A 21,031-nucleotide genomic window follows, 5' to 3' on the forward strand; every position below is an offset into this window, starting at 1 on the left:
CCATGGCCGATTTCTACTTCCAGCGGTTCGAGGATCGCAGGCCTCCCGCGCCACTTCCCTATTCCATGTGGCGCGAGATGGCATGGCAGTTCCTTGCCACGCTCGCCCTTGTCATCGGGGCCTGGTACATCCACTGGCGCTGGACGCAGTCGCTGAACTGGGACGCGCTGTGGTTCGCGATCCCACTCGTGCTGGCCGAAACGCTGGCCTATGTCGGGCTGATCCTGTTCGTCATCAACCTGTGGCGCGACCAGCCGGTGGTGCTGCCCGATCCCCCCGCGCTGGTGGAGGACACGGACCCCGCGACGCCCGAGCCGGGACGCGCCATCGCGGTGGACGTGCTGTTCGCCACCTACAACGAGGATCCAGACCTTGTCCGGCTGGGCATCCGCGACGCCAAGGCCATCACCTATCCCCATCCCATCGACATCCGCATCCACGTGCTGGACGACGGCCGCCGATCGGAAATGCGGGCCGTCTGCGAGGAGGAAGGCGTCGGCTACATCACCCGCAGCACGAACGAAGGCTACAAGGCCGGCAACCTGCGCAACGCAATGGAGCGGACATCGGGCGACTTCATCGTGATCTGCGACGCCGACACGCGCCCCTTCCCCACGATCCTGCAGCACACGCTGGGCCATTTCCGCGATCCGCGCGTGGCATGGGTGCAGACGCCGCAATGGTTCTACGACCTTCCGGAAGGCGAGACGCTGACCCAGCGGCTGGGCCGTCGCCTCGGCCGCCTTGGGCGGTGGACGGGCCGTGCGGTGGAATCCGTGACCGGCACCATCGCCTTCGGCGCCGATCCCTTCGTCAGCGACCCGCAGATGTTCTACGACGTGATCCTGCGCCGCCGGAACTGGGCCAACGCCGCCTTCTGCTGCGGTGCGGGATCGATCCACCGGCGCGAGGCTGTGATGGAAGCCGCCCTCCGGTCCTTTGGCGCCAGCGTCGAACGGCGCGTGATCCAGACCGAGGAAGAGGTCACCCTTGCCAGCCGCGAACGCAGCGTCGCCCCCGAACTGATGGCCGCCATCCGGACCGAGGCGGTGGTGGCCGAGGTGCTGACTCCCTACCGCTTCCACGTGTCCGAGGACATCTACACCTCCATCGTGCTGCATTCGGATCGGGAACGCGGCTGGAAGTCGGTCCTGCACCCCACCATCGAAAGCAAGATGCTTTCGCCTCAGGACCTGCTGTCCTGGACGATCCAGCGCTTCAAGTATGCAGGCGGCAGCCTCGACATCCTGTTCCACGACAACCCGCTGTTCCGCCGCGGCCTGACGCTGCCGCAGCGGCTGATGTACGGATCCACCTTCTGGTCCTATCTCGGGTCGATCTGGAACGTCATCTTCCTGCTGGCGCCGGCGATCTATCTGTTCACCGGCATCGCGCCCGTGTCGGCCTACACCGCCGACTTCTTCGTCCATGTCATCCCGTTCCTTGTGATGCTGGAACTGGCGATGATGATGGGCACGTGGGGGATCGCGGGGTATGCCAGCAAGACGTCCTACCTCGCCTTCTTCCCGATCGGGCTGAAGGCGCTGTGGGCCGTGGCGCGGGGCCAGAAGATCTCGTTCCCCGTGACGCCCAAGGACCGGCAAAGCGGCACCTTCCTGCGCCTTGTCCGCCCGCAGATCGCGGTGATCGTGCTGACCGCCGTATCGGCCGTCTGGGCCGTGACCTGGCTGCTGCTGGGCCATGGCAGCTGGAGCGTGACCGGCGTCGTCACCAACATCCTGTGGGGCATCAACAACTGCCTGGCGATGGCGGGCATGATCCGCGCCGCCCTGTGGAACCCCGAGCCCGAGCCCACGACTGTGACTGAGACCGAGGAGATCACCGCATGAGCACGTTCCGCCGCAACCTGGCCCGCGCCCGCAGCCACATTGTCTTCATCGTGGCGCTTCTGGCGGGGCTGGCGCTGGTACTGTATCTTGAAGGGCTTCTGCGCAACCCCTTCGTGCGCCCGCCGCCCGAAAGCCCCCTGTCGCTGATCGAATCCGTGCCCATGCCCCTGTCCGTACCCGGACCCGCGACCAAACCGCAGCTGGAACAGGCCCGCATCGCGTGGAAATACTTCCAGAACAACATCAACCCCGACACGGGGCTGGCCAATTCGGCCAACAACTACCCGTCCACCACCATGTGGGAAACGGGGTCGTTCCTGATCGCCCTGATCTCGGCCCACCGCCTCGCCCTCATCGACGATGCCGAGGTGGAGGCGCGGCTGTCGCAGGCCTTGGACAGCCTGGCGAAGCTGCCCTTGTTCGAAGGCAGCCTGCCCAACAAGGCCTATGACGTGCGCAGCCTTGCCATGGTGAACTACCTGAACGAACCGACCGCCGTGGGCCTTGGCTGGTCCGCGCTGGACATGGCGCGCCTTCTGTCCTCGCTGGAGGCGGTGGAGCGGAACTATCCCGATCAGGCCGCCCGGGTGGACAATGTGGTGTCGCGCTGGGAACTGTCGCGGCTGGTCAGCGAAGGCCGGCTCAACGGCGCCAGCGTGGTGGAAGGCCTGACGGTGGAAAATCAGGAGGGCCGCGTCGGCTATGAACAATACGCCGGCAAGGTCCTGATGATGTACGGCCTTGACGCCCTGCACGCCCTGCGGACCGAAGACAACCTGACCGTCCGCGACGTGGAAGGCGTCAACGTGCCCGCCGACACCCGCCTGAACCGCAACCAGGTCCCCGCCTTCATCACGAGCGAGCCGTTCCTGTTCGACGGTCTGGAATTCGGCTTCGACCAGACCTCGCACCGCCTCGCCTCCGCCGTCTATCGCGCGCAGGAGATGCGGTATCGCAGCACGGGCATCCTGACGGCCGTGACGGAAGGGCATATCACCGTGGCCCCCTATTTCGCCTATTCCACCGTCTGGGGCGGCGGCGCCCCTTGGGCCGTGCTGACGCTGGCGGGCGACCGGCTGGACAGCCGCCGCACCCTTTCCACAAAGGCCGCCTTCGGCTGGGACGCGCTGTTCGACACCGAGTACACGGACGAGCTGGTGGAAGGCGTCGCAGAGCTTGCCGATCCCGAACTGGGCTGGGCCGAAGGCATCTACGAGGCGTCGGGCGAGATGAACACCTCCCGCACCGCGAACACCAACGCCGTGGTGCTGGCCGCGCTGGCCTTCCGCAGCCACGGCCCGCTTCTGGGGGTGGGACGGTGATGAAAATCTGGGCTGCCACTCTCCTCGTGCTGGTCTGCGCGTCGGGTGCGGCGGCCCAGAATGCGGCGGCTCCTCAACCGCCCGCACCCGAAGCCGCGCCCACGGGCACGCCGCGCAACCTTCTTGTGTCACCCCCCAACTCCGGTGACATCGCCTGGGGCGAGGCGGACGTCCCCTCGGCCCGCTTTCCGGGGCCTTGGCAGACGGGGTCGTTCGAAACCTACCGCTTCCGGCGGTTTTCCGACGCCACCGCCTCCCTCGGGGCGGACCGGCAGATGACGGAATGGCGGATCGACATCGCTTGTCTTCCCACAACGGGCGTCTGCACCTATGCGTCCCAAGGCACGCCGGATGGCGGCGGGATGGCGGCGGCCGAACGGCTGGGCGACTGGCTGGTGTCGCTGCCGCCCCCGCCGCCCGTGCCGGAACCCGAACCGCCCGCGCCCCCGGCCACGCCGCCGGCCGCGATCCCCAGCGTGCAGGCCACGGCCGAACCAGACGTCGCCCCCCAGCCCGACGCCCCCCAACCGGACGCACCCGACACGGTGGAGGATCCGCTGGACCTGCCCCCGGCGGTGTCCGGGCCATCGCTTTTGCCGGAAACCGAGGGCACGCCCGTTACGGCGGATGCGGCACCCGTGGCACCCCCACTTCCCCCGCGCACACCCAGCGCGCCCACGGCGGATGCGGCTCCGGCACCTCCTCAGCCCCTGCCGCCGCGCAGCTTAACTCCGTCCACGCCCCCCGCCCTCCCCACCACGCGCACGGCGGCGGTCCCCGCACCGACTTCCGCCGCGCCCGCGCCGCCGGCGGCCGCGCCCACGGTCATCGACGTCTGCGGCCGGCTGGAAGGTCTGGAGGGCGACACGCCGATGGAACGGCTCCAGCGCCTTCTGGCCGAAGAAGGTTTCGACCCCGGCGCCCCGGACGGACAGGCCGGCCCCCGCACCGTGGCCGCCGCACGCGCCGCACTGGACGCGCCCGTCGACGTTGCAGCCCTAGCCCAGGCGGTGGAACTGGTCGACCGCCTTCTGTGCATCGACTGAGCGCGCCCATGTCCCCGCGCGGCCTGCGCCTTTCCGCCTCGCTGGTCTGCCTTCTGGCCCATCCGGCGCTGGCGCAGGACGATCTTCCCGCGGCACCGGGGCCGCGCGTGCTCGACACCTCGTCGGACTTTGCCTCGGGGGCCAGCGAGGTGCTGATCGACACGCCCAGCGCCCTTGTCTGGTCCACCTACCAGTCGGGAGAAAAGGACGGCTGGTATTACCGCATCTTCCCTGACGGGAACGGGATCCTCAGCCGCCATCCGAATTTCAGCCGGGGGGTGACGCCGATCCGCTGCGAACCGCCCACCGGCTGCCGGCCCGTCACCCCACCCCCCGCCGCCCCCGTCCCCGCGACCGAGGTTCTGGCCGAGATGGAGGGCTGGGTCCTCCGCAGCGGCCTTCCGCCTGCCGTGGCCGTGGCGCCTGCCGAGCTGGCGGCGCCCGGTGCGTCTGCCCGACCAATGCTGCCCGCGCCCGGGACCGCGCCGGAGGTGGGCGCGGTTCCGGGAACAAGCCTTGCCACTGTTACGGACTGGAGGCCATCCGCCCCCGCCGCCCCTTCCCAGACGCCCGCCGCTATGCCTTCCGTCCGGGCCGCTCCCCCCAGGCTTGCCGCCGTGGCACCCCCACCCGCCACTGCCCCGACCGACACGCCATACATGTCAGCCACCCCTTCCCAGCCTGCCGCCGCAGCACCAGCGCCCGCCGTGCCCCGGATCGCTGTGCCGCCCGTAGCTGCACCCTCTGTCGCCGTGACCCCGGTTGCCGCACGGCCCGCGACGCTCCGCGCGCTGCGAACCGGCCCAATCGCGCCGACGCGCCCCAGCGTGGTCCGCCGGGCGGTGCCCGCCGCGACATCGCCCCCCCAGACCGCCGCCGCAGCACCGGACCGCTTCACTTGCACGCTCAGCGGCAACATGGGGCTGACCTATCTGGACCCGCAGGGCGGAGACGTCCGCTTTGGCAAGCTGTCCGGCACCTTCGGATGCAGCTACCGCCACTCCTCCGGGCTGAACATCCGGCTGTCGATGACGGGCTATCCAGTCGCCAGCCAGCGGTCGGACTCGGATGCGAGCTTCTCCTACGCGCTGTCCTACCCGCTGCCCGGCGGCTACAACCTGCAATATGCCAGCTACTCGGCCCAGTTTCCGCGCCAGCCGCAAAGCGTGATCAATGCCTTCGGCGGGGGCGGGTTCCGGCTGTCGAAATCCCTGCCGCCACTGGACATGGGCAAGATCACCGGCTGGGATGCGCTGGGCAAGCTGAACTGCCAGGGCTTTGCCGCTCTGACACCCGGCGAAAGCCCCAATGGCGGGTTTTCCTGCGGGCTGACGGCCTTCGGCAAATTCACCTTCCGAGCCACCGCCAACGTCTATTCGCCGGGCACACAGACCGAATACCAGCCCGACTATTCCTATTCCGCCAGCTACGTCGTGAACGACCGGGTGGCGATCGAGTATTCGAACTATGCCGGCAACCGCTTTCCGTGGAACAGTGGCGGCAACAGCCGTGGCCTTGCCAGCGGGGCGCTGCGGGTCACCTACCGCTTCAGCTTCTGAGGGAAGAGTGTTTCGATGAAGACCCTGCTCGCCACCCTGATCCTGTGCCTCTGGACGCTGCCGGGGCATGCGCAGACCGGACGCGTGCAGGAAAACGCCTCCATGCACAGCCGGATCCTGAACGGGAACGTGGGCTATGCCGTCTACCTGCCGCCCGGCTTCGGCGGGGCGGTGCGGCGCTATCCGGTGATCGTGCTGCTGCACGGCGCGGCGGACGGGCAGCCGGCCGACTGGTTCCGCTTCGTCGCGCTGGACCGCATGCTGGACCGCATGATCGAAGCCGGAGAGATCCCCCCCGTAATCGCCGTGGCCCCCGACGGACGGCGCCCCGACGGCGATCCACGCAACACCTACTTCCTGAACGACGCCGACGGCGCCTACCTTTGGGAGGAGATGTTCCTGCAGGAGTTTCTTCCTCATATCGACCGCTTCTATCCCACGATCGCCACGGCCGAAAGCCGGACGCTTCTGGGCATCTCCATGGGCGGGTTCGCGGCCACGGTCCACCACATGCGCCACCCGGACCTGTTCGGTGCCGCGGCGGTGCTGAGCGGGGCGTTCCGCACGGACGACGACACGGTGCAGATGGCGCAGCCCGCCTTCGACCTGCGCTTTGGCGGCGCATTCGGCGCGGGGCTGGAAGGCCCCGAACGCCTGAACGAGGTGTATCGGGCCGCCGATCCGGCCCGGCTGGCGGAAACGGTGGTGGCCAAGGACGTGCACCTGTCCATGGATGTCGGCGCCGAGGATCCGTTCTTCAACGGCAACGCCGCCCTCCACCTTGCCCTGCGGAACAAGGCCATCCCCCACCGTTTCGTCGTGCGCGACGGCGGACATGACTGGTCCTACTGGGACAGCGGGCTGCCAGAGGCGCTGCGCTTCCTGTCCGCGCACATGCGCCGGCGCGACTAGGCCGCGGTTTACACCCACGGTCCGATCCGCCAGAAGGTGCGGCGCAACCATCCGGAGCCTGCCCATGTCCCATTCGCCCGCACGCGGATCGCGTCCCATGCACAAGGTGATCTTCGACACCGATCCCGGCGTGGACGACGCGCTGGCGCTTCTGTATCTGGCGCGCCACCCGGACATCGACCTGCTGGGCGTGACCACCGTCTTCGGCAATGCGCCTTTGTCCATGACGTTCCGCAACGCCCGCGTCCTCGCGCGCGCCTTCGGCGCGACCGCCCCCGTCCATGCCGGCGCGGCCGAGGCGCTGGTTCCCGTGGCGGAGGACTTCCCTTGGCACATCCACGGCAACAACGGCCTTGGCAACCTTCCGGTGGGGGAACCGGCCGACCCCCCGACATCCACTGCCGTCGCCTTCCTGATCGACACCATCCGCGCCCATCCCGGTGAGGTGCGGATCCTCGCCGTAGGGCGGATGACGAATCTTGCCCTCGCCTTGGCGGAGGCGCCGGAGATCGCTGGGCTGGTCCGGGACGTGGTGCTGATGGGCGGGGCCTTCGGCACGCATGGCAACATCACCCCGGCGGCCGAGGCGAACATCTTCGGCGATCCCTTGGCGGCCGATCACGTCTTCCGCGCCCAATGGCCGGTTACCGCGATCCCGCTGAATGTGACGCGTCGCACCGTCATGACCCGGCAGGCGCTGGCGGACCTGTGCCGGACGGGCGACGACGCAATGCGCATGGTGGGCGCCCTGTCGCAGGACTACATCGGCTTTTACGAAAGCAACGGCGAGGCCGGAATGCTGGTCCATGACTGCACCGCCGGGGTCTTCCTGACCGATCCAGACCTGTTCGACCTGCAGGGCGGCAGCGTCCGCGTCTGCGACCACGGCCCCTTCCGCGGCCAAACGCTGCAACGCCCCGACGGGATCGGCTTCCCGCCCTCGGACTGGGACGGGCGGCGGTCGCAGCAGGTGGCGATGGATGGCGACGGGGCGGCGATCCTTGACCGGATCGCGAAGGTGTGCGGCAACGCCTAGGCGGTCGCCGCGTCGAAACGGGCCAGATCGATGCCAAAGCGGGTGGCCAGTTGCGCCTCGCAGGTGGCGGCATCCATGTCGAGGCGGACGCCCCCATGCCTGAACTGGCCGCCCGTGCTGTCGTTCAGTCCGTTCTTGCCGCGCACATACATGTAGGGGTCGGTGAAGGCCAGGCCGTTCATGACCTGATGGATCTTATTGTGGGCGAAGTCCATCACGCAGGACCCGTCGCCGGGCCGGAACGCCACCGCCAGCCCCGCCGCCACCCGATCGGCCACCTGTGCCAGGATCTGGCGGCCTTCGGGCGGGGTCATCAGGGTGAAGCCGCGGTTGTAGTCCAGATACAGCCGGCCGTCGCGGTCCATCAGCCCCTGCGCCAGCGCAAGGTCGGCGCGCAGCCGTTCCACGAAGTCGAAGGCCACCGCGTCGTCATCGTCCAGCCGGAACTGCAGCACGGCCCTCGCCGCCGGATCCACCGCGGCCCGCAGGACCCGGCGGCAGGCGGGGCGGTGACGTTCCGGCGGGATCTGGTGCAGGACGATCTGCGGAATGTCGCGCGTCGCCTCGCGCAAGCGCGCCAGCGCCCAATCGGGAAAATCAACGCCGGTCAGCAGGATCAGGGTGAAATTGGGGTCCGTCTGCCGGCGGAGGGAGGGAAGGCACACCTCCTCGAACCACACGAAACGCAGGGCCAGCCGCTCCGGATCGTAGAGCATGGCACGCCGCGCATCCAAATTCTCATGCTCCACCTGAAAGCCCCCTTCCACCAGAAGGGAGAAGCGGCACAAGCCGAGAACCTGATACATGCGCCGTCCCCTGAACTGTTCGTGACACATCCTATGCGCAAGGGAACCCGATACAAGCCCAACCTGTTGTGCCCTCGACAAACGACACACCGACCGCCACGGGCATCCTGCCTAAAAGTTTGCTGGACGTAGCACGCAATCTGGCGGAGAGTGTAATCGGTTGCAGTTCTTAACGAGTGTCACGTCGCGCCGGCCCCCGGGACCGGACGGGATGTTTTTCAGGTGGCGGTGGCGAAGGTCACCGCCACCTTTATCCGTTCGCAGGCGTGCGGCGCAGGACGATCAGGCCCGACCCAACGATCAGCGCCGCACCCCCAAGCGTGTTGCGGTCCGGCACGTCGCCGAACAGAAGAAAGCCGAACAGCGCCCCCCACAGCAGCAGCGAATATTGCAGAGGGGCCACCACCGACGCCTCGGCCAGTTTGAGCGAACGAGTCACCAGAAGATGCGCGGCCGTCGCCACCACGCCCAGCAGGAACAGCAGTCCCAGATCGCCCGCCGAAGCGACCGGCTGCCAGTCCAGCGGCGCCAGCACCAGCCCGGCCAGCCCCGCCGCCCCAATCTGGAACAGCACGAGGTCGCGGTCCGGCGTCTGCCGCAGCGACCGGCCCAGCACCATGATCACGGCAAAGGCCGCCGTGCCCATCAGCGCGAACACCGCCCCCGGCGTCGCGACGTGACCCGAGGGGGCGAGCAGGATCAGCACGCCCGCAAATCCGGCCGCCACCGCCGCCCATGTGGCCGCCCCCACCCGCTCCCTCAACAACAAAGGGGACAGGGCGAGGATATAGATCGGCGCTGCCATCCAGAAGGCCATCACCTCGGCCAGCGGCATGTGGGACACGGCAAGGTAGAACAGGAACACTTCGGCCGTGGCGCAGGCGGCCCGCAGCGCCTGCAGGCCCGGGCGCGGCATGGCGCGAAGGCGGGCCATCGTCCCACCCCCGCGCAGCAGGAACGGCGCCATCATCACACCCGCGGCGAGCGAGCGCAGAAGAACCACCTGCGCCACGCCGTAATCGGCCACCAGCCACTTGCCCAGCGCGTCGTTCATGGCGAAGGCGGCCATGCCCAGCAGCATCAGCACCGCCCCCGCCCGGTTGCCGGACATCGCCGGTCCCGGCGTCAGTTCGCGGCGCGCAGCTCGGCCAGGATGCCCTGCACCTGGTCCACCACATCCGCGCCGATGTCGGCCTTGTGCTTGTCATAGACGACCTGCGACTTCGCCAGCATCTCCTCCTGCGCCTCCGGCGTCAGAGTGTTGAACTTCAGCCCGGCGGCTTCCATCTTCGCCAGCGACTGCTTGTTCAGCTCTTGGATCGCCTCCCGCTCCACGTCCCGTCCGACGGCGGCGCAGTCGCGCAGGGCCTGCTGTTCCTCGGGCGCGTAAGTGTTGAAGATCGCCTTGGAGAAGAGGAACAGGAACGGCGTGTAGGCGTGCTTGGTCTCGGAGATGTATTCCTGCACCTCGTAGAATTTCGAGGTGTCGATGGTCACGTAGGGGTTCTCCTGCGCGTCGATGGCCTTCGTCTCCAGCGCCGAGAACACCTCGCCGAAGGACATCGGCGTCGCGTTGGCCCCGAAATTGGAGAAGGTGTCGAGGAAGATGTTGTTCTGCATCACCCGCACCTTCATGCCCTCGAAATCCTCCCATGTCTGGATCGGGCGCTGCGAGTTCGACATGTTGCGGAACCCGTTCTCCCAGTAGCCGAGGTTCACGAGCCCGATCGCGTCCAGCTTCTCGGTGATCGTCTCTCCGAACGGGCCGTCCATGACGGTGTAGGCCTCCTCGGGGCTGCGGAACAGGAAGGGCAGATCAAAGACGCCCAGCGCCGGCAGCATCCCCACGAGGGGCGAGGAAGAGGTGACCACCGCCTCCTGCAGGCCCGAACGCACGGCCTGGGTGGCCTGAAGGTCACCCCCCAGCGCGCCGCCCCAGAAGCCCTGCATCTTCATCTTGCCGCCCGTCTTTTCGTCCAGGCAGGCCTGCATCGCCTTGATGCCGTTGTTGACGGGATGATCCTCGTTGATGCCGTTGGAGACACGGAAGCTGCGCTCCTTGAACTCGGCCAAAGCGGGGCCGGTCGCGGTCATCAGGGTGGTGACGCACAGGATGGCCTTCAGCGCGGTATGTTTCATTGGTTTTCCTCCCTTTTGTTGTTGTCAGTAGAACCAGTTGGCCGGCACGATGACGATGTCGGGGAACAGGACCAGCAGCAGCAGCACGACCACCTGCGCGATCAGGAACGGCCAGACGCCTGTGATCACCTTGCCCAGGGGCACGCGGCCCACGCTGCTGACCACGTTCAGCACCACGCCCACCGGCGGGGTCAGCAGGCCGATGCAGCAGTTCATGATGAACATCACCCCGAAATAGATCGGATCGATCCCGGCCTTGGCGATGATGGGCATCAGGACCGGGGTCAGGATCAGGATGGTGGGCGTCAGGTCCAGCGCGGTGCCCACGATAAGCACCAAAACCATGATCACCAGCATCAGCAGCTTCGGGTTGTCGATCAGCGGCTCGATGTATCCCGCGATGCCGGCGGGGATGTTGGCGGCCGTGATCAGCCAGGCCGACACCAGCGCGGCGCAGACCAGGAACATGATCGCCGCCGTGGTCCGCCCCGCCGCGATCAGCACGTGCGGCAGATCCCGGGGCTTCAGCTCGCGGTAGACGACCATGCCCACGAACAGCGCGTAGAAGGCGGCGATGACCGCGGCCTCGGTCGGGGTGACGACACCCAGCTTGATGCCGCCCAGGATGATCACCGGCATGCCCAACGCCCAAAGCGCCTTGGCCGAGGTGCGCCCGCACTCCCCCCAGCTGGCGCGCGGCAGGGTCGTGACCTTGTCGTTGCGCGCCACGATCATCCAAGTGACGACCAGCACCAGCCCCATCAGCACGCCCGGCACGATCCCCGCCATGAACAGCTTGGAGATGGACAGGTTCGCCGCCACCCCGAAGATGATGAAGGCCATGGAGGGCGGGATGACCGGCGCGATGATCCCGCCCGCCGCGATCAAGCCCGCCGACCGCGGCACGTTGTAGCCCGCCCGCGCCATCATCGGGATCAGAATCGCGGCCAGCGCCGCCGTGTCCGCCGCGGCCGAGCCCGAGATCGAGGCCATGATGACCGCCGCGATGATCGCGACCAGCCCCAGCCCGCCCCGGATGTGGCCCACGCAGGTTATGGCGAAGTCGATGATGCGCTTGGACAACCCGCCCGCGTTCATCAGCTCTCCGGCCAGGATGAAGAAGGGGATGGCCAGCAGCGTGAAGGTGTCGGCCCCGATCAGCATGTTCTGCGCGATGATCTGGGTGTTGAACATGCCCATGTACGACATCAGGACGACGCCGCAGAAGATCAGCGCGAAGGCGACCGGCACGCCGATGGCCATGGACCCCAGAAGCGAGACGATGAAGACGAGAAGCGTCATTCGCCACCTCCGCGCACGCCCTCGGCCGGGTCCATCTCGCCGCAGAAGCTGCGGATCTCCGCCTCGGTCACGCGTCCGGCCAGAAGGCGCGCCAGCCGTTCGACGGTGATGAGGATGATGCCCACCCCCGTGAACAGCCCGATCCCGTAGACCCAGGCCATCGACAGGCCCGACACGGGCGCATTCATGCTGGCGTTGATGGGCAGCTGCTTCCACGTGCCGGTGGTCAGCACCGCCGCGCACCCGATGATCAGCACGTCCGACAGCCCCATCAGCACAAGGCGCCCCCGGCGGCCGAAGCGGGCCACGAACGTCTCCATCCCCATGTGAAGATGGTGGTGATGGGCCACCACCGCGCCGATGAAGGTCAGCCAGACAAAGGCGAAGCGGGACAGTTCGTCCGACATGGCGATGCCGGAATTCATGGTGTAGCGCAGGACCACGTTGACGAAGACCATGATCGCCATCGTCGCCAGCAGCAGCGCCAGAAGGATGTCGAGAAAGCGGAAGAAGATCCGGACCGCGGATGCCATCTCAGACCCTCTCGGCCAGATTGCGGGCGGCAAGGTTGCGCATCAGCTCCCGCACGCCGAACCGCCATTCGGGGCAGCGGTCGGTCCGGTCCACCCAGTTGACCAGACGGCCCAGCCGGGGGGAGGCGATCTCCACCCGGTCGCCCACCTCGTGTGTGAAGCCCTGCCCGGGGGCGCGGCGGTCCTTCACCGGCGCGAACATGGTGCCAAGGAACAGCACCGCCCCGTCGGGATACTGGTGCGACCGGTTCAGAAGCTGGCCCACCAGATCGACGGGGGATCGGCTGATCGCGGCCATGGCGCTTTCGCCCGTCATGACGAAGCCGTCTTCCCCTTCCACCACCAGCGACACGAGGGATCGGTTCAGGTCGTCCATCGTGTAGCCGTCGTCAAACAGGCGAAGGAACGGCCCGATCGCGCAGGACGCGTTGTTGTCCTTGGCCTTGCCCAGCAGCAGGGCCGAGCGGCCTTCCACGTCGCGCAGGTTGACATCGTTGCCCAGCGTGGCGCCCAAGATCGCGCCGTCGGACCGGACCACGACCACGACCTCCGGTTCGGGGTTGTTCCAGTCGGACATGGGGTGGATGCCGACACGGTCGCCGCATCCGACCGACGCCATGGGCTGGGCCTTGGTGAAGATCTCGGCGTCCGGGCCAATCCCGACCTCAAGATACTGGGACCACAGCCCCATCTCCTGCAACAGGGCCTTGATCTGGCGGGCCTTGTCGGATCCAGCCTGCACGCCGCGCAGGTTTTCCCCGATCACGGGGGCCAGACGGGCCCGAACCTCCTGCGCGCGGGCGCTGTGGCCGCGGGCCTGTTCCTCGATCACGCGTTCCAGCATGCTGTCGGCGAAGGTGACGCCCGCCGCCTTGATGGCCTGAAGGTCGACCGGTGCCAGCAGATGCCCGGCCTTGCCGTCCAGAAAATCCTGCAAGGGGCCCAGATCCGGCAGGTCCGGCGCGGCCAGCACCGCCGGCAGATCCTCCCGCTCCAGAAGGCCGGACATCGTGGCGGACAGGGCGCTCAGGTCATGGACGTTCCCGTTGCGCAGGACGACGGGACAGGGCCCGCCCTCGCGGCTCGACCAGACCCGTCCGACCAATGTCGCACGCTCCGCATCCTGCGGCAAAAGCGCGGACGCGTTCAAAGGCTGCCGTGAAGCCACCTTGCTCCCCCCCATGTGACGGCGCCCTCCAGCACCGCGTCGCCTGATGATGTCAGACAACAGTATCACATGACCTTAAGCGGGAGGCCGCCGACCTGTCCACCGGAATCTTGGAGCGCCCTTTCAGGGGTGAAGGTCCAGTTCCAGCGCGACGCGCCGGGTGGACCCGATCATGTGCGTCCGCATCGCCGCCCGGGCGCGCGCCGCGTCGCCCGCTGCGATCGCGTCCCGCAGTTCCGCATGTTCGCGGCCGACCACGTCCACGATCTCCTCCAGCGGCGTCCGGCGACGGGAGGCGACGATGGTGTGCAGGATCCGGTCCGAGATGGCGCCGAGGAACTGCACGAAATAGTCGTTGCCCGTCGCCGCCGCGATCGTGCGGTGGAAGTCCAGATCGGCCAGCATCCCGTCCTGCGCCCCCTCGCCCGTGTCGGCCATCCGGACCATCGCCTCGTCCATCTGGCGCAGATGCTCCGGCCCGTGGTGAAGGGCGGCAAGCCCCGCCGCCTCGATCTCCAGCGGGACGCGCAGCTGGAACAGGTGGCGGAAGGCCCCCTCGTCCATCTGCCCGCCATCGTCCAGCCGGATGTGGCGCGTCGGGCGTTCGATGACGAAGGCCCCCACGCCCTGCCGCGTCTCGATCATGCCTTCGTTGCGCAACTGGGCGATCGCCTCGCGGATGACGGTCCGGCTGACGCCGAAGTTCTTCGACAAGGCGTGTTCGGTGGGCAGCTTGTCCCCGGGCTTCAGCGCGCCCTTCTGGATCTGCTGCGTGAACTGCGCGGCGATCCGCGCCGGAAGATGCTCGGCCCGGGGGATCTGGGTGAAATCGGCGCTCATTCTTGCTCCTTGCGGGTCGGGCGGGTCAGGACAGGTCGATCTGGCAACCGGGGTTCATGCTGGCCGCCGGATCCAGCGCCTGCCGGATCCGAGTCAGAAGCCCGCGATGTACCGCAGGCAGGCGCGCTTCGAAATCATCCTTTTTCAGGCGGCCGATCCCGTGTTCGGCGCTGATCGAGCCGTCATAGCGGTCCAGCACGGCGTTCACGATCTTCTTGGCATTCAGGATCTGCGGATCCACCCGGTCCGGTCCCAGCGTGTAGTCGGGCAACACGTTCAGATGCACGTTCCCGTCCCCCACATGGCCATAGGACACGCAGACGCAGCCCGGCATCTCGGCCAAGACCGCCGCCTCGGCCTCCGCCACAAAATCGGCCAGCCGCGACAGGGGGACGGAGATGTCGGTCCGCATGTGCCGCCCGCGCTGCGCTTGGCCCAGGTTCATCCCCTCGCGGATGGCCCACAGGTTGCGCGCCTGCGCCGTCGACTGCGCGATCACGCCGTCCAGCGCGAGGCCGCTTTCGAACGCCGCCTCCAGGAACCGCTGCATCAGGTCCTCCACATCCACGAGGCCAGAGCCCGAGATCTCGATCAACGCATAGGCGGGACAGGTGGCGTCCATCGGGATGGGCAGGTCGGGCATCGCCTCCCGCGCCAGAACGATCGCCAGCGGAGGCATGAATTCAAAGGCCGACATCAGGTCGCAGCAGTCCCGGCGGGCGCGGCGATACAGGGCGATCACATCCTCCAGCCCCGCCAGCCCGACCAGTGCGGTGGCCACCTGATCCGGCGCGGGCAGCAGCTTCAGGGACACCGCGGTGATGATCCCCAGCGTCCCTTCGGCACCGATGAACAGCTGCTTCAGGTCGATCCCCCGGTTGTCCTTGCGCAGCGTCGACAGCCCTTCATACAGGCTGCCATCGGGAAGGACGACCTCCAGCCCCAGCACCAGTTCGCGCGTCATCCCATAACGCAGGACGTTGATCCCGCCTGCATTGGTCGACACGTTGCCCCCAATCCGGCAGCTGCCCTGCGCGCCAAGGGACAGCGGAAAGAACAGCCCCGCCTCGGCCACCCGGTCCTTCACGACCTCCAGCACCGCCCCCGCCTCCACCACGGCCGAGAAGTTGTCGGCATCAAGGCTGCGGATGCGCGTCATGCGTTCCAGGGTGATCACGACCTGACGGGCCGGCGCGTCGGGCGTGGCCCCCAGCACGAGGCCGGTGTTCCCGCCCTGCGGCACGATGGCCAGCCCCAGCGCCACCGCGGTGCAAACGCAGGCCTGCACCTCGACGGTGTCGCGCGGACGCAGGACGGCCACGGCACCGGTCTGCACATCGCCGTGCCAGTCGCGGCAATAGGGCAGGACCGCCTCCCCCACCAGCACCAGATCGGGGCCCAACCGCGCGATCAGCTGCGCATCCAGCGTCGTGTCCACATCCTTGGTCAACATCATGACGTCGTCCATGTCTTAGGGTTTGCAGGTCGTCAGACAATCATACTATCCTATCCGCAGCAGATTGCGATGCGTGATTTGGAGGGAGGGAACGGCATGCACATCCTGATCATCGGCGCGGCCGGAATGCTGGGGCGCAAGCTGACACAGCGGCTGGTTCGCCACGGCGCGCTTGGGGAACGGGCGTTGGAGGCGCTGACGCTGGCGGATGTGGTGCGCCCGGACGCGCCGGAAGGGTTCGAAGGCCGCACGAACCGCGTGACCGCCGACCTGTCCGCCCCCGGCACCGCCGCGCGGCTGATCGAAGGGCGGCCCGACGTGATCTTCCACTTCGCGGCCATCGTCTCGGGCGAGGCGGAGGCGGAGTTCGAGAAGGGCTACCGCATCAACCTCGACGGCGCGCTGGAGCTGTTCGAGGCCATCCGTCACGCCCATAGGGCCGAGGGCTACCACCCGCGCGTGGTCTTCGCCTCCTCTATCGCGGTGGTGGGCGCGCCCCTGCCCTTCCCCATCCCCGACGATTTCCACACCACCCCGCTGACGAGCTATGGCACGCAGAAGGCGATCAGCGAGCTGCTGCTGGCCGACTACACCCGCCACGGCTTCTTCGATGGCATCGGCATCCGCCTGCCCACGATCTGCATCCGGCCCGGCGCACCGAACAAGGCGGCGTCGGGCTTCTTTTCCAACATCCTGAGGGAGCCTCTGGTCGGCCAGCCCGCCATCCTGCCGGTGCCCGACACCATCCGGCACTGGCACACCTCTCCCCGCTCGGCCGTGGGGTTCATGATTCATGCTGCCACGATGGACACGGGGGCCATCGGCCCACGGCGGAACCTGTCGATGCCCGGCCTCAGCGCGACAGTGGGCGATCAGATCGAGGCGCTGCGCCGCGTGGCCGGCGACAAGGCCGTCGCGCTGATCCGAAGGGAGCCGGATCCCCTCATCACCCGGATGTGCGAAAGCTGGGCCCCGGGGTTCGAGGCGACACGCGCCCGCGCCCTTGGCTTCACCTCTGAGGACAGCTTCGACGACATCATCCGCGTTCATGTCGAGGATGAGCTGGGGGGCACGCTGTGACCCGCCGCATCGCCTTTCTGGGCAACGGCCTGATGGGGGCGCCGATGGCGCGGAGGCTGCTGGCCACGGGCCACCGCGTCACCGTCTGGAACCGCGCCACCGCGAAGGCCGAGGCGCTGGTGCCCGACGGCGCGACGCTGGCCACCGATCCTGCGCAGGCCGTGACCGGGGCGGAGATCGTCTTCACCATGCTGGCGGACGGCCCGGCCGTGGCCTCCGTGCTGTTCGAACAGGGGGTGGCGCAGGCGCTGTCGCGCGAGGCGGTGATGATCGACACCTCGTCCATCGCGCCGATGCAGGCACGCCTTCACGCGCAACGACTGGCCGATCTGGGCGTCCATTACGTCGATTGTCCGGTTTCGGGCGGCGTCGTGGGGGCGCGGGAAGGAACACTCGCCCTGATGGCGGGGGGCGACGCGGCGGTGATCGAAGGCGTGACGGACGTTCTGTCGGCCTTGGGGCGGGTGACCCATGTCGGCCCTTCGGGCGCCGGTCAGGTCTGCAAGCTGGCCAACCAGCAGATCGTGGCCATCACCATCGGCGCGGTGGCCGAGGCGATGATCCTCGTCTCTGCCGGGGGCGCCGACCGCGCCCGATTCCGCGAGGCGATTCGCGGCGGGTTCGCCGAAAGCCGCATCCTCGATCTGCATGGCGGGCGCATGGTCGACCGCGACTTCACCCCCGGCGGCCCGTCGCGTTTGCAGTTGAAGGATCTGGACAGCGCCACAGATCTGGCGGCAACGGCGGGGCTGACCCTGCCGCTGACGGACACGGTGCGGGCCGCCTTTCGCGACTTCGTCGCCAGCGGCCATGGCGACACCGATCACAGCGGGCTTCTCCTGCATCTTGAAGCGATCAACCACAAGGACGAACCATGACCTCCGACCAGACCCCGCGCCGCCTGCGTTCGCAGGACTGGTTCGACAATCCCGACCACGCCGACCTGACCGCGCTGTATCTGGAACGGTTCATGAACTATGGCACCACCCCCGAGGAGCTGCGGTCGGGCAAGCCCGTCATAGGGATCGCGCAGTCGGGCAGCGACCTGAACCCCTGCAACCGCCACCATCTGGACCTGGCCAAGCGCGTGCGCGACGGCATCCGCGACGCGGGCGGCATCCCGATCGAATTCCCGTCGCACCCCCTATTTGAAAACTGCAAGCGCCCCACGGCCGCGCTGGACCGCAACCTCGCCTATCTGGGGCTGGTGGAACTGCTGTACGGCTATCCCTTCGACGGGGTGGTCCTGACGACGGGCTGCGACAAGACCACGCCTTCGGCTCTGATGGCGGCGGCGACGGTGGACCTGCCGGCCATCGTGTTGTCGGGCGGGCCGATGCTGGACGGCTGGCACGAAGGCAAGCTCGTCGGCTCCGGCACGATCATCTGGCAATCCCGGCGCCGCTACGCCGCCGGAGAGATCACGCGGGACGAGTTCCTGCAGACCGCCCTCGATTCCGCGCCGTCCATCGGGCATTGCAACACCATGGGAACGGCCTCGACCATGAACGCCATCGCCGAGGCGTTGGGCATGTCGCTGACGGGGGGCGCGGCCATTCCCGCCGCCTATCGCGAACGGGGGCAGATCGCCTATCGCACCGGGCAGCGCGCGGTGGAACTGGTGCGGCAGGACATCCGCCCGTCGCAGATCATGACGCGGGCCGCCTTCCTGAACGCGATCAAGGTCACCTCCGCCATCGGCGGATCGACCAACGCGCAGCCACACATCATGGCGATGGCCCTGCATGCGGGGGCGGAGCTGCATCCCCATGACTGGCAGGTCCACGGATACGACATCCCGCTTCTGGCCAACGTCCAGCCGGCCGGCGCCTATCTGGGCGAACGCTTCCACCGGGCGGGCGGCGTGCCGGCCATCATGTGGGAACTGCTGCAGGCGGGGCAGCTGAACGGCGACTGTCCCACCGTGACCGGCAAGACGATGGCCGAAAACCTCGTCGGCCGCGCCAGCACGGATCGCGAGGTGATCAAGGCCTACGACGCCCCGATGATGGAGCGGGCGGGCTTCCTCGTTCTTTCCGGCAACCTTTTCGATTTCGCGATCATGAAAACCAGCGTCATCTCGGACGGATTCCGCGAACGCTACCTGTCCCGGCCGGGGCATGAGGGGGTGTTCGAGGGCAAGGCCGTCGTCTTCGACGGATCGGCCGACTACCACGCCCGGATCAACAACCCCGAGCTGGACATCGACGAATGGTCCATCCTCGTGATCCGGGGGGCCGGGCCGCTCGGTTGGCCCGGCTCGGCCGAGGTGGTGAACATGCAGCCGCCGGACCACCTGATCAAGCGGGGCATCCGCAGCCTGCCCACCATCGGCGACGGACGCCAGTCGGGCACGGCCGACAGCCCGTCGATCCTCAACGCCTCGCCCGAAAGCGCGGCCGGCGGGGGGCTGGCCTGGCTGCGGACCGGCGACACCATCCGCATCGACCTGAACCAGGGCCGCTGCGACATGCTGGTGACGCCCGAGGAGATCGAGCGGCGTCAGACGGAGGGCCTGCCCCCCGTCCCCGCCTCCGCCACGCCGTGGCAGAAGATCTACCGCGACACGGTCACCCAGATGGTGGAGGGCGCGACGATCCGGGACGCCGAAGCGTTCACGCGCATCAGCGGTAACCTGCCGCGGCACAATCACTGAACGGCGGGCCGGAAGGCCCGCCCGCTACCGCCGGAACCCCGGCACGTCCCACCACGCGGGGGAACGGTCGGGTCCGGGCGACAGGCCGATATCGGCCCGCTGCCGTTCATCCAGATCGGAGGGAAGCGGCTTCGGCGCAGGCCAAAGCGCCGGGATGGCGGACGCCATCTTCAACAAGATCGAAAACACTGGGAAAGTCCTTCAGATGCACGGACATGCAGCGGTGGCTGCAGATGCGGGCAGATCGAAGAACCGGAAAAGGCGTTCGATCAGCCCTGCGAGGTGGCGGGATGCCAGCGACGTCGCAGGGCACCCCTGGGACCGGAGCGGTCGTGTCGATCGATCTTATGATGCATGTGACCCTCCTTTCTCGCAGTGGGCGGATTCGCGTCTTTCATCACGCGGGCGTGATGGGCGAAGGTCTGCCCCCTCCCCCACCACCTGTCAAGACAATAATGCCGCCCGCTGTCCGGATCCGTTCCCTTAGCAGGCAGCGGCAGGATCTAGCTGAACTGGATGCCGCCATCGATCATGATGGACTGCCCGGTCATGTAGTCGCTGTCGGGCGAGGCGAGGTAGGACACCAGCTTGGCCACGTCCTCGGGCACCGACACGCGGCCCAGATGGATGCTTTCGGAGTATTTCTTCAACGCTTCGCCGCGCTGCATCCCCTCCTCGGCGGCCAGCTTCTGGTCGATCAGGTCCCACATGGCCGTGCCGACGATGCCGGGGCAATAGGCGTTGACGGTGATGCCGTGCTTGGCCCATTCCATCGCCGCGCCCTGCGTCAGCCCCCGCACGCCCCATTTCGACGCCGAATAATGCGACAGCAGCGCAAAGGGCCGATACGCCACGATGGACGCCGCACCGATGATCTTGCCGCCCCCGCCCTGCGCGATCATCTGGCGCGCGGCTTCGGTATAGCACAGGAAGACGCCGCGCAGGTTCACGGCCATCACCTGGTCCCACTCCTCCACGTCCGTTTCCAGAAGCGAGGTGACGCGGGCGATGCCGGCGTTCGCGACCATCACGTTCAGGCGGCCGTGATCGGTTGCGGTTTTGGCCACCATCTCCTTCACCTGTGCTGCGTCCGACACGTCGGCCAGCGCCGTGGTGACCTTGCGGCCGCTGGTGCGGATCTCCTCGGCGGTGGTTTCCAGCAGATCGGCGTTCTGGGACACGTCGTTCAGAACAAGGTCGTGCCCGTCCGCCGCCAGCCGGGCCGCGATCGCCTTGCCGATGCCACGACCCGCGCCTGTGACCAGCGCCGTGGATGATGAAACCGTGGTGACCATGATGTTCTCCTCTCCAGTCGGGGCTCCTCCG

Annotated in this window: 19 protein-coding genes; 9 read left to right on the forward strand and 10 right to left on the reverse strand. The window is 67.9% G+C overall.

What is annotated here, in order from left to right:
- Positions 1-2: 2 nt before the first annotated feature.
- The 6 genes from PIJ50_RS13900 to PIJ50_RS13925 all read left to right on the forward strand — a co-directional run bounded on the left by PIJ50_RS13900 (position 3) and on the right by PIJ50_RS13925 (position 7,725).
- Positions 3-1,850 carry a glycosyltransferase gene (locus PIJ50_RS13900; RefSeq protein ID WP_271976036.1) on the forward strand — a complete coding sequence of 616 codons (1,848 nt, stop codon included), beginning with the start codon at positions 3-5 and terminating at the stop codon, positions 1,848-1,850.
- Entirely contained in the window at positions 1,847-3,172 is a 1,326-nt protein-coding gene (locus PIJ50_RS13905; RefSeq protein WP_271976037.1) for a DUF3131 domain-containing protein, read from the forward strand. Before PIJ50_RS13900 ends, PIJ50_RS13905 begins: the two co-directional genes overlap by 4 nt.
- Positions 3,172-4,218 (forward strand): peptidoglycan-binding domain-containing protein, encoded by a 1,047-nt coding sequence (locus PIJ50_RS13910; protein ID WP_271976038.1) that lies wholly within the window; start codon positions 3,172-3,174, stop codon positions 4,216-4,218. The genes PIJ50_RS13905 and PIJ50_RS13910 overlap by 1 nt, the downstream gene beginning before the upstream one ends.
- An 8-nt stretch (positions 4,219-4,226) precedes the next feature.
- Complete coding sequence (locus PIJ50_RS13915) at positions 4,227-5,777, forward strand: hypothetical protein (RefSeq protein ID WP_271976039.1); 1,551 nt, start codon at positions 4,227-4,229, stop codon at positions 5,775-5,777.
- A 15-nt stretch (positions 5,778-5,792) separates the two neighbouring features.
- On the forward strand, positions 5,793-6,689 hold the full coding sequence (locus PIJ50_RS13920) for an alpha/beta hydrolase (RefSeq protein ID WP_271976040.1): 897 nt from the start codon (positions 5,793-5,795) through the stop codon (positions 6,687-6,689).
- 64 nt (positions 6,690-6,753) lie between these two features.
- A complete protein-coding gene (locus PIJ50_RS13925; protein WP_271976041.1) occupies positions 6,754-7,725 on the forward strand; it encodes a nucleoside hydrolase in 972 nt (323 codons plus the stop codon).
- Here the strand turns inward: PIJ50_RS13925 and PIJ50_RS13930 are convergent.
- The 8 genes from PIJ50_RS13930 to PIJ50_RS13965 all read right to left on the reverse strand — a co-directional run bounded on the left by PIJ50_RS13930 (position 7,722) and on the right by PIJ50_RS13965 (position 15,969).
- Positions 7,722-8,531, reverse strand: coding sequence for a glycosyltransferase (locus tag PIJ50_RS13930; RefSeq protein ID WP_271976042.1), 810 nt, complete (start codon positions 8,529-8,531; stop codon positions 7,722-7,724). The two genes, PIJ50_RS13925 and PIJ50_RS13930, sit on opposite strands and share 4 nt — an antisense overlap.
- A gap of 250 nt (positions 8,532-8,781) precedes the next feature.
- Positions 8,782-9,642, reverse strand: a complete 861-nt coding sequence (locus tag PIJ50_RS13935) for a DMT family transporter (protein ID WP_271976043.1) — start codon at positions 9,640-9,642, stop codon at positions 8,782-8,784.
- A 14-nt stretch (positions 9,643-9,656) separates the two neighbouring features.
- Positions 9,657-10,670: a DctP family TRAP transporter solute-binding subunit gene (locus PIJ50_RS13940; protein ID WP_271976044.1), complete on the reverse strand. Its 1,014-nt coding sequence runs from the start codon at positions 10,668-10,670 to the stop codon at positions 9,657-9,659.
- 24 nt (positions 10,671-10,694) lie between these two features.
- Positions 10,695-11,972 (reverse strand): TRAP transporter large permease, encoded by a 1,278-nt coding sequence (locus tag PIJ50_RS13945; protein ID WP_271976045.1) that lies wholly within the window; start codon positions 11,970-11,972, stop codon positions 10,695-10,697.
- The gene (locus PIJ50_RS13950; protein ID WP_271976046.1) at positions 11,969-12,505 is read right to left on the reverse strand and encodes a TRAP transporter small permease; all 537 of its coding nucleotides are present in this window, start codon (positions 12,503-12,505) and stop codon (positions 11,969-11,971) included. Before PIJ50_RS13950 ends, PIJ50_RS13945 begins: the two co-directional genes overlap by 4 nt.
- A gap of 1 nt (position 12,506) precedes the next feature.
- Entirely contained in the window at positions 12,507-13,673 is a 1,167-nt protein-coding gene (locus tag PIJ50_RS13955) for a fumarylacetoacetate hydrolase family protein (RefSeq protein ID WP_271976047.1), read from the reverse strand.
- Between the two features lie 123 nt (positions 13,674-13,796).
- Entirely contained in the window at positions 13,797-14,513 is a 717-nt protein-coding gene (locus PIJ50_RS13960; protein WP_271976048.1) for a FadR/GntR family transcriptional regulator, read from the reverse strand.
- A gap of 25 nt (positions 14,514-14,538) precedes the next feature.
- Positions 14,539-15,969, reverse strand: coding sequence for an FAD-binding oxidoreductase (locus tag PIJ50_RS13965; RefSeq protein ID WP_271976049.1), 1,431 nt, complete (start codon positions 15,967-15,969; stop codon positions 14,539-14,541).
- A gap of 96 nt (positions 15,970-16,065) precedes the next feature.
- On the opposite strand from PIJ50_RS13965, the gene denD reads away from it, so the two are divergent.
- Genes denD through PIJ50_RS13980 form a run of 3 tightly spaced genes read left to right on the forward strand, consistent with a single transcriptional unit; the run spans position 16,066 to position 19,705 of the window.
- Positions 16,066-17,049 carry a D-erythronate dehydrogenase gene (gene denD / locus PIJ50_RS13970; protein WP_271976050.1) on the forward strand — a complete coding sequence of 328 codons (984 nt, stop codon included), beginning with the start codon at positions 16,066-16,068 and terminating at the stop codon, positions 17,047-17,049.
- Entirely contained in the window at positions 17,046-17,927 is an 882-nt protein-coding gene (locus PIJ50_RS13975; RefSeq protein WP_271976051.1) for an NAD(P)-dependent oxidoreductase, read from the forward strand. The genes denD and PIJ50_RS13975 overlap by 4 nt, the downstream gene beginning before the upstream one ends.
- Positions 17,924-19,705 carry an IlvD/Edd family dehydratase gene (locus tag PIJ50_RS13980; RefSeq protein WP_271976052.1) on the forward strand — a complete coding sequence of 594 codons (1,782 nt, stop codon included), beginning with the start codon at positions 17,924-17,926 and terminating at the stop codon, positions 19,703-19,705. The genes PIJ50_RS13975 and PIJ50_RS13980 overlap by 4 nt, the downstream gene beginning before the upstream one ends.
- 24 nt (positions 19,706-19,729) lie before the next feature.
- Here PIJ50_RS13980 and PIJ50_RS13985 read toward each other — a convergent pair whose 3' ends face one another.
- Positions 19,730-19,894: a hypothetical protein gene (locus PIJ50_RS13985; protein ID WP_271976053.1), complete on the reverse strand. Its 165-nt coding sequence runs from the start codon at positions 19,892-19,894 to the stop codon at positions 19,730-19,732.
- 314 nt (positions 19,895-20,208) lie between these two features.
- Entirely contained in the window at positions 20,209-21,000 is a 792-nt protein-coding gene (locus PIJ50_RS13990; protein ID WP_271976054.1) for an SDR family oxidoreductase, read from the reverse strand.
- Between the last annotated feature and the right edge of the window lie 31 nt (positions 21,001-21,031).

The sequence above is a fragment of the Falsirhodobacter sp. 20TX0035 genome (assembly GCF_028307215.1).
In the GTDB taxonomy this organism is placed as follows: Bacteria; Pseudomonadota; Alphaproteobacteria; order Rhodobacterales; family Rhodobacteraceae; genus Falsirhodobacter.

Bases quoted from the DNA above. Each gene is read 5' to 3' on its own strand.
- PIJ50_RS13900 (WP_271976036.1), top strand. From the start codon at position 3: ATGGCCGATTTCTACTTCCAGCGGTTCGAGGATCGCAGGCCTCCCGCG.
- PIJ50_RS13905 (WP_271976037.1), top strand. From the start codon at position 1,847: ATGAGCACGTTCCGCCGCAACCTGGCCCGCGCCCGCAGCCACATTGTC.
- PIJ50_RS13910 (WP_271976038.1), top strand. From the start codon at position 3,172: ATGAAAATCTGGGCTGCCACTCTCCTCGTGCTGGTCTGCGCGTCGGGT.
- PIJ50_RS13915 (WP_271976039.1), top strand. From the start codon at position 4,227: ATGTCCCCGCGCGGCCTGCGCCTTTCCGCCTCGCTGGTCTGCCTTCTG.
- PIJ50_RS13920 (WP_271976040.1), top strand. From the start codon at position 5,793: ATGAAGACCCTGCTCGCCACCCTGATCCTGTGCCTCTGGACGCTGCCG.
- PIJ50_RS13925 (WP_271976041.1), top strand. From the start codon at position 6,754: ATGTCCCATTCGCCCGCACGCGGATCGCGTCCCATGCACAAGGTGATC.
- PIJ50_RS13930 (WP_271976042.1), bottom strand. From the start codon at position 8,531: ATGTATCAGGTTCTCGGCTTGTGCCGCTTCTCCCTTCTGGTGGAAGGG.
- PIJ50_RS13935 (WP_271976043.1), bottom strand. From the start codon at position 9,642: ATGTCCGGCAACCGGGCGGGGGCGGTGCTGATGCTGCTGGGCATGGCC.
- PIJ50_RS13940 (WP_271976044.1), bottom strand. From the start codon at position 10,670: ATGAAACATACCGCGCTGAAGGCCATCCTGTGCGTCACCACCCTGATG.
- PIJ50_RS13945 (WP_271976045.1), bottom strand. From the start codon at position 11,972: ATGACGCTTCTCGTCTTCATCGTCTCGCTTCTGGGGTCCATGGCCATC.
- PIJ50_RS13950 (WP_271976046.1), bottom strand. From the start codon at position 12,505: ATGGCATCCGCGGTCCGGATCTTCTTCCGCTTTCTCGACATCCTTCTG.
- PIJ50_RS13960 (WP_271976048.1), bottom strand. From the start codon at position 14,513: ATGAGCGCCGATTTCACCCAGATCCCCCGGGCCGAGCATCTTCCGGCG.
- PIJ50_RS13965 (WP_271976049.1), bottom strand. From the start codon at position 15,969: ATGATGTTGACCAAGGATGTGGACACGACGCTGGATGCGCAGCTGATC.
- denD (WP_271976050.1), top strand. From the start codon at position 16,066: ATGCACATCCTGATCATCGGCGCGGCCGGAATGCTGGGGCGCAAGCTG.
- PIJ50_RS13980 (WP_271976052.1), top strand. From the start codon at position 17,924: ATGACCTCCGACCAGACCCCGCGCCGCCTGCGTTCGCAGGACTGGTTC.
- PIJ50_RS13990 (WP_271976054.1), bottom strand. From the start codon at position 21,000: ATGGTCACCACGGTTTCATCATCCACGGCGCTGGTCACAGGCGCGGGT.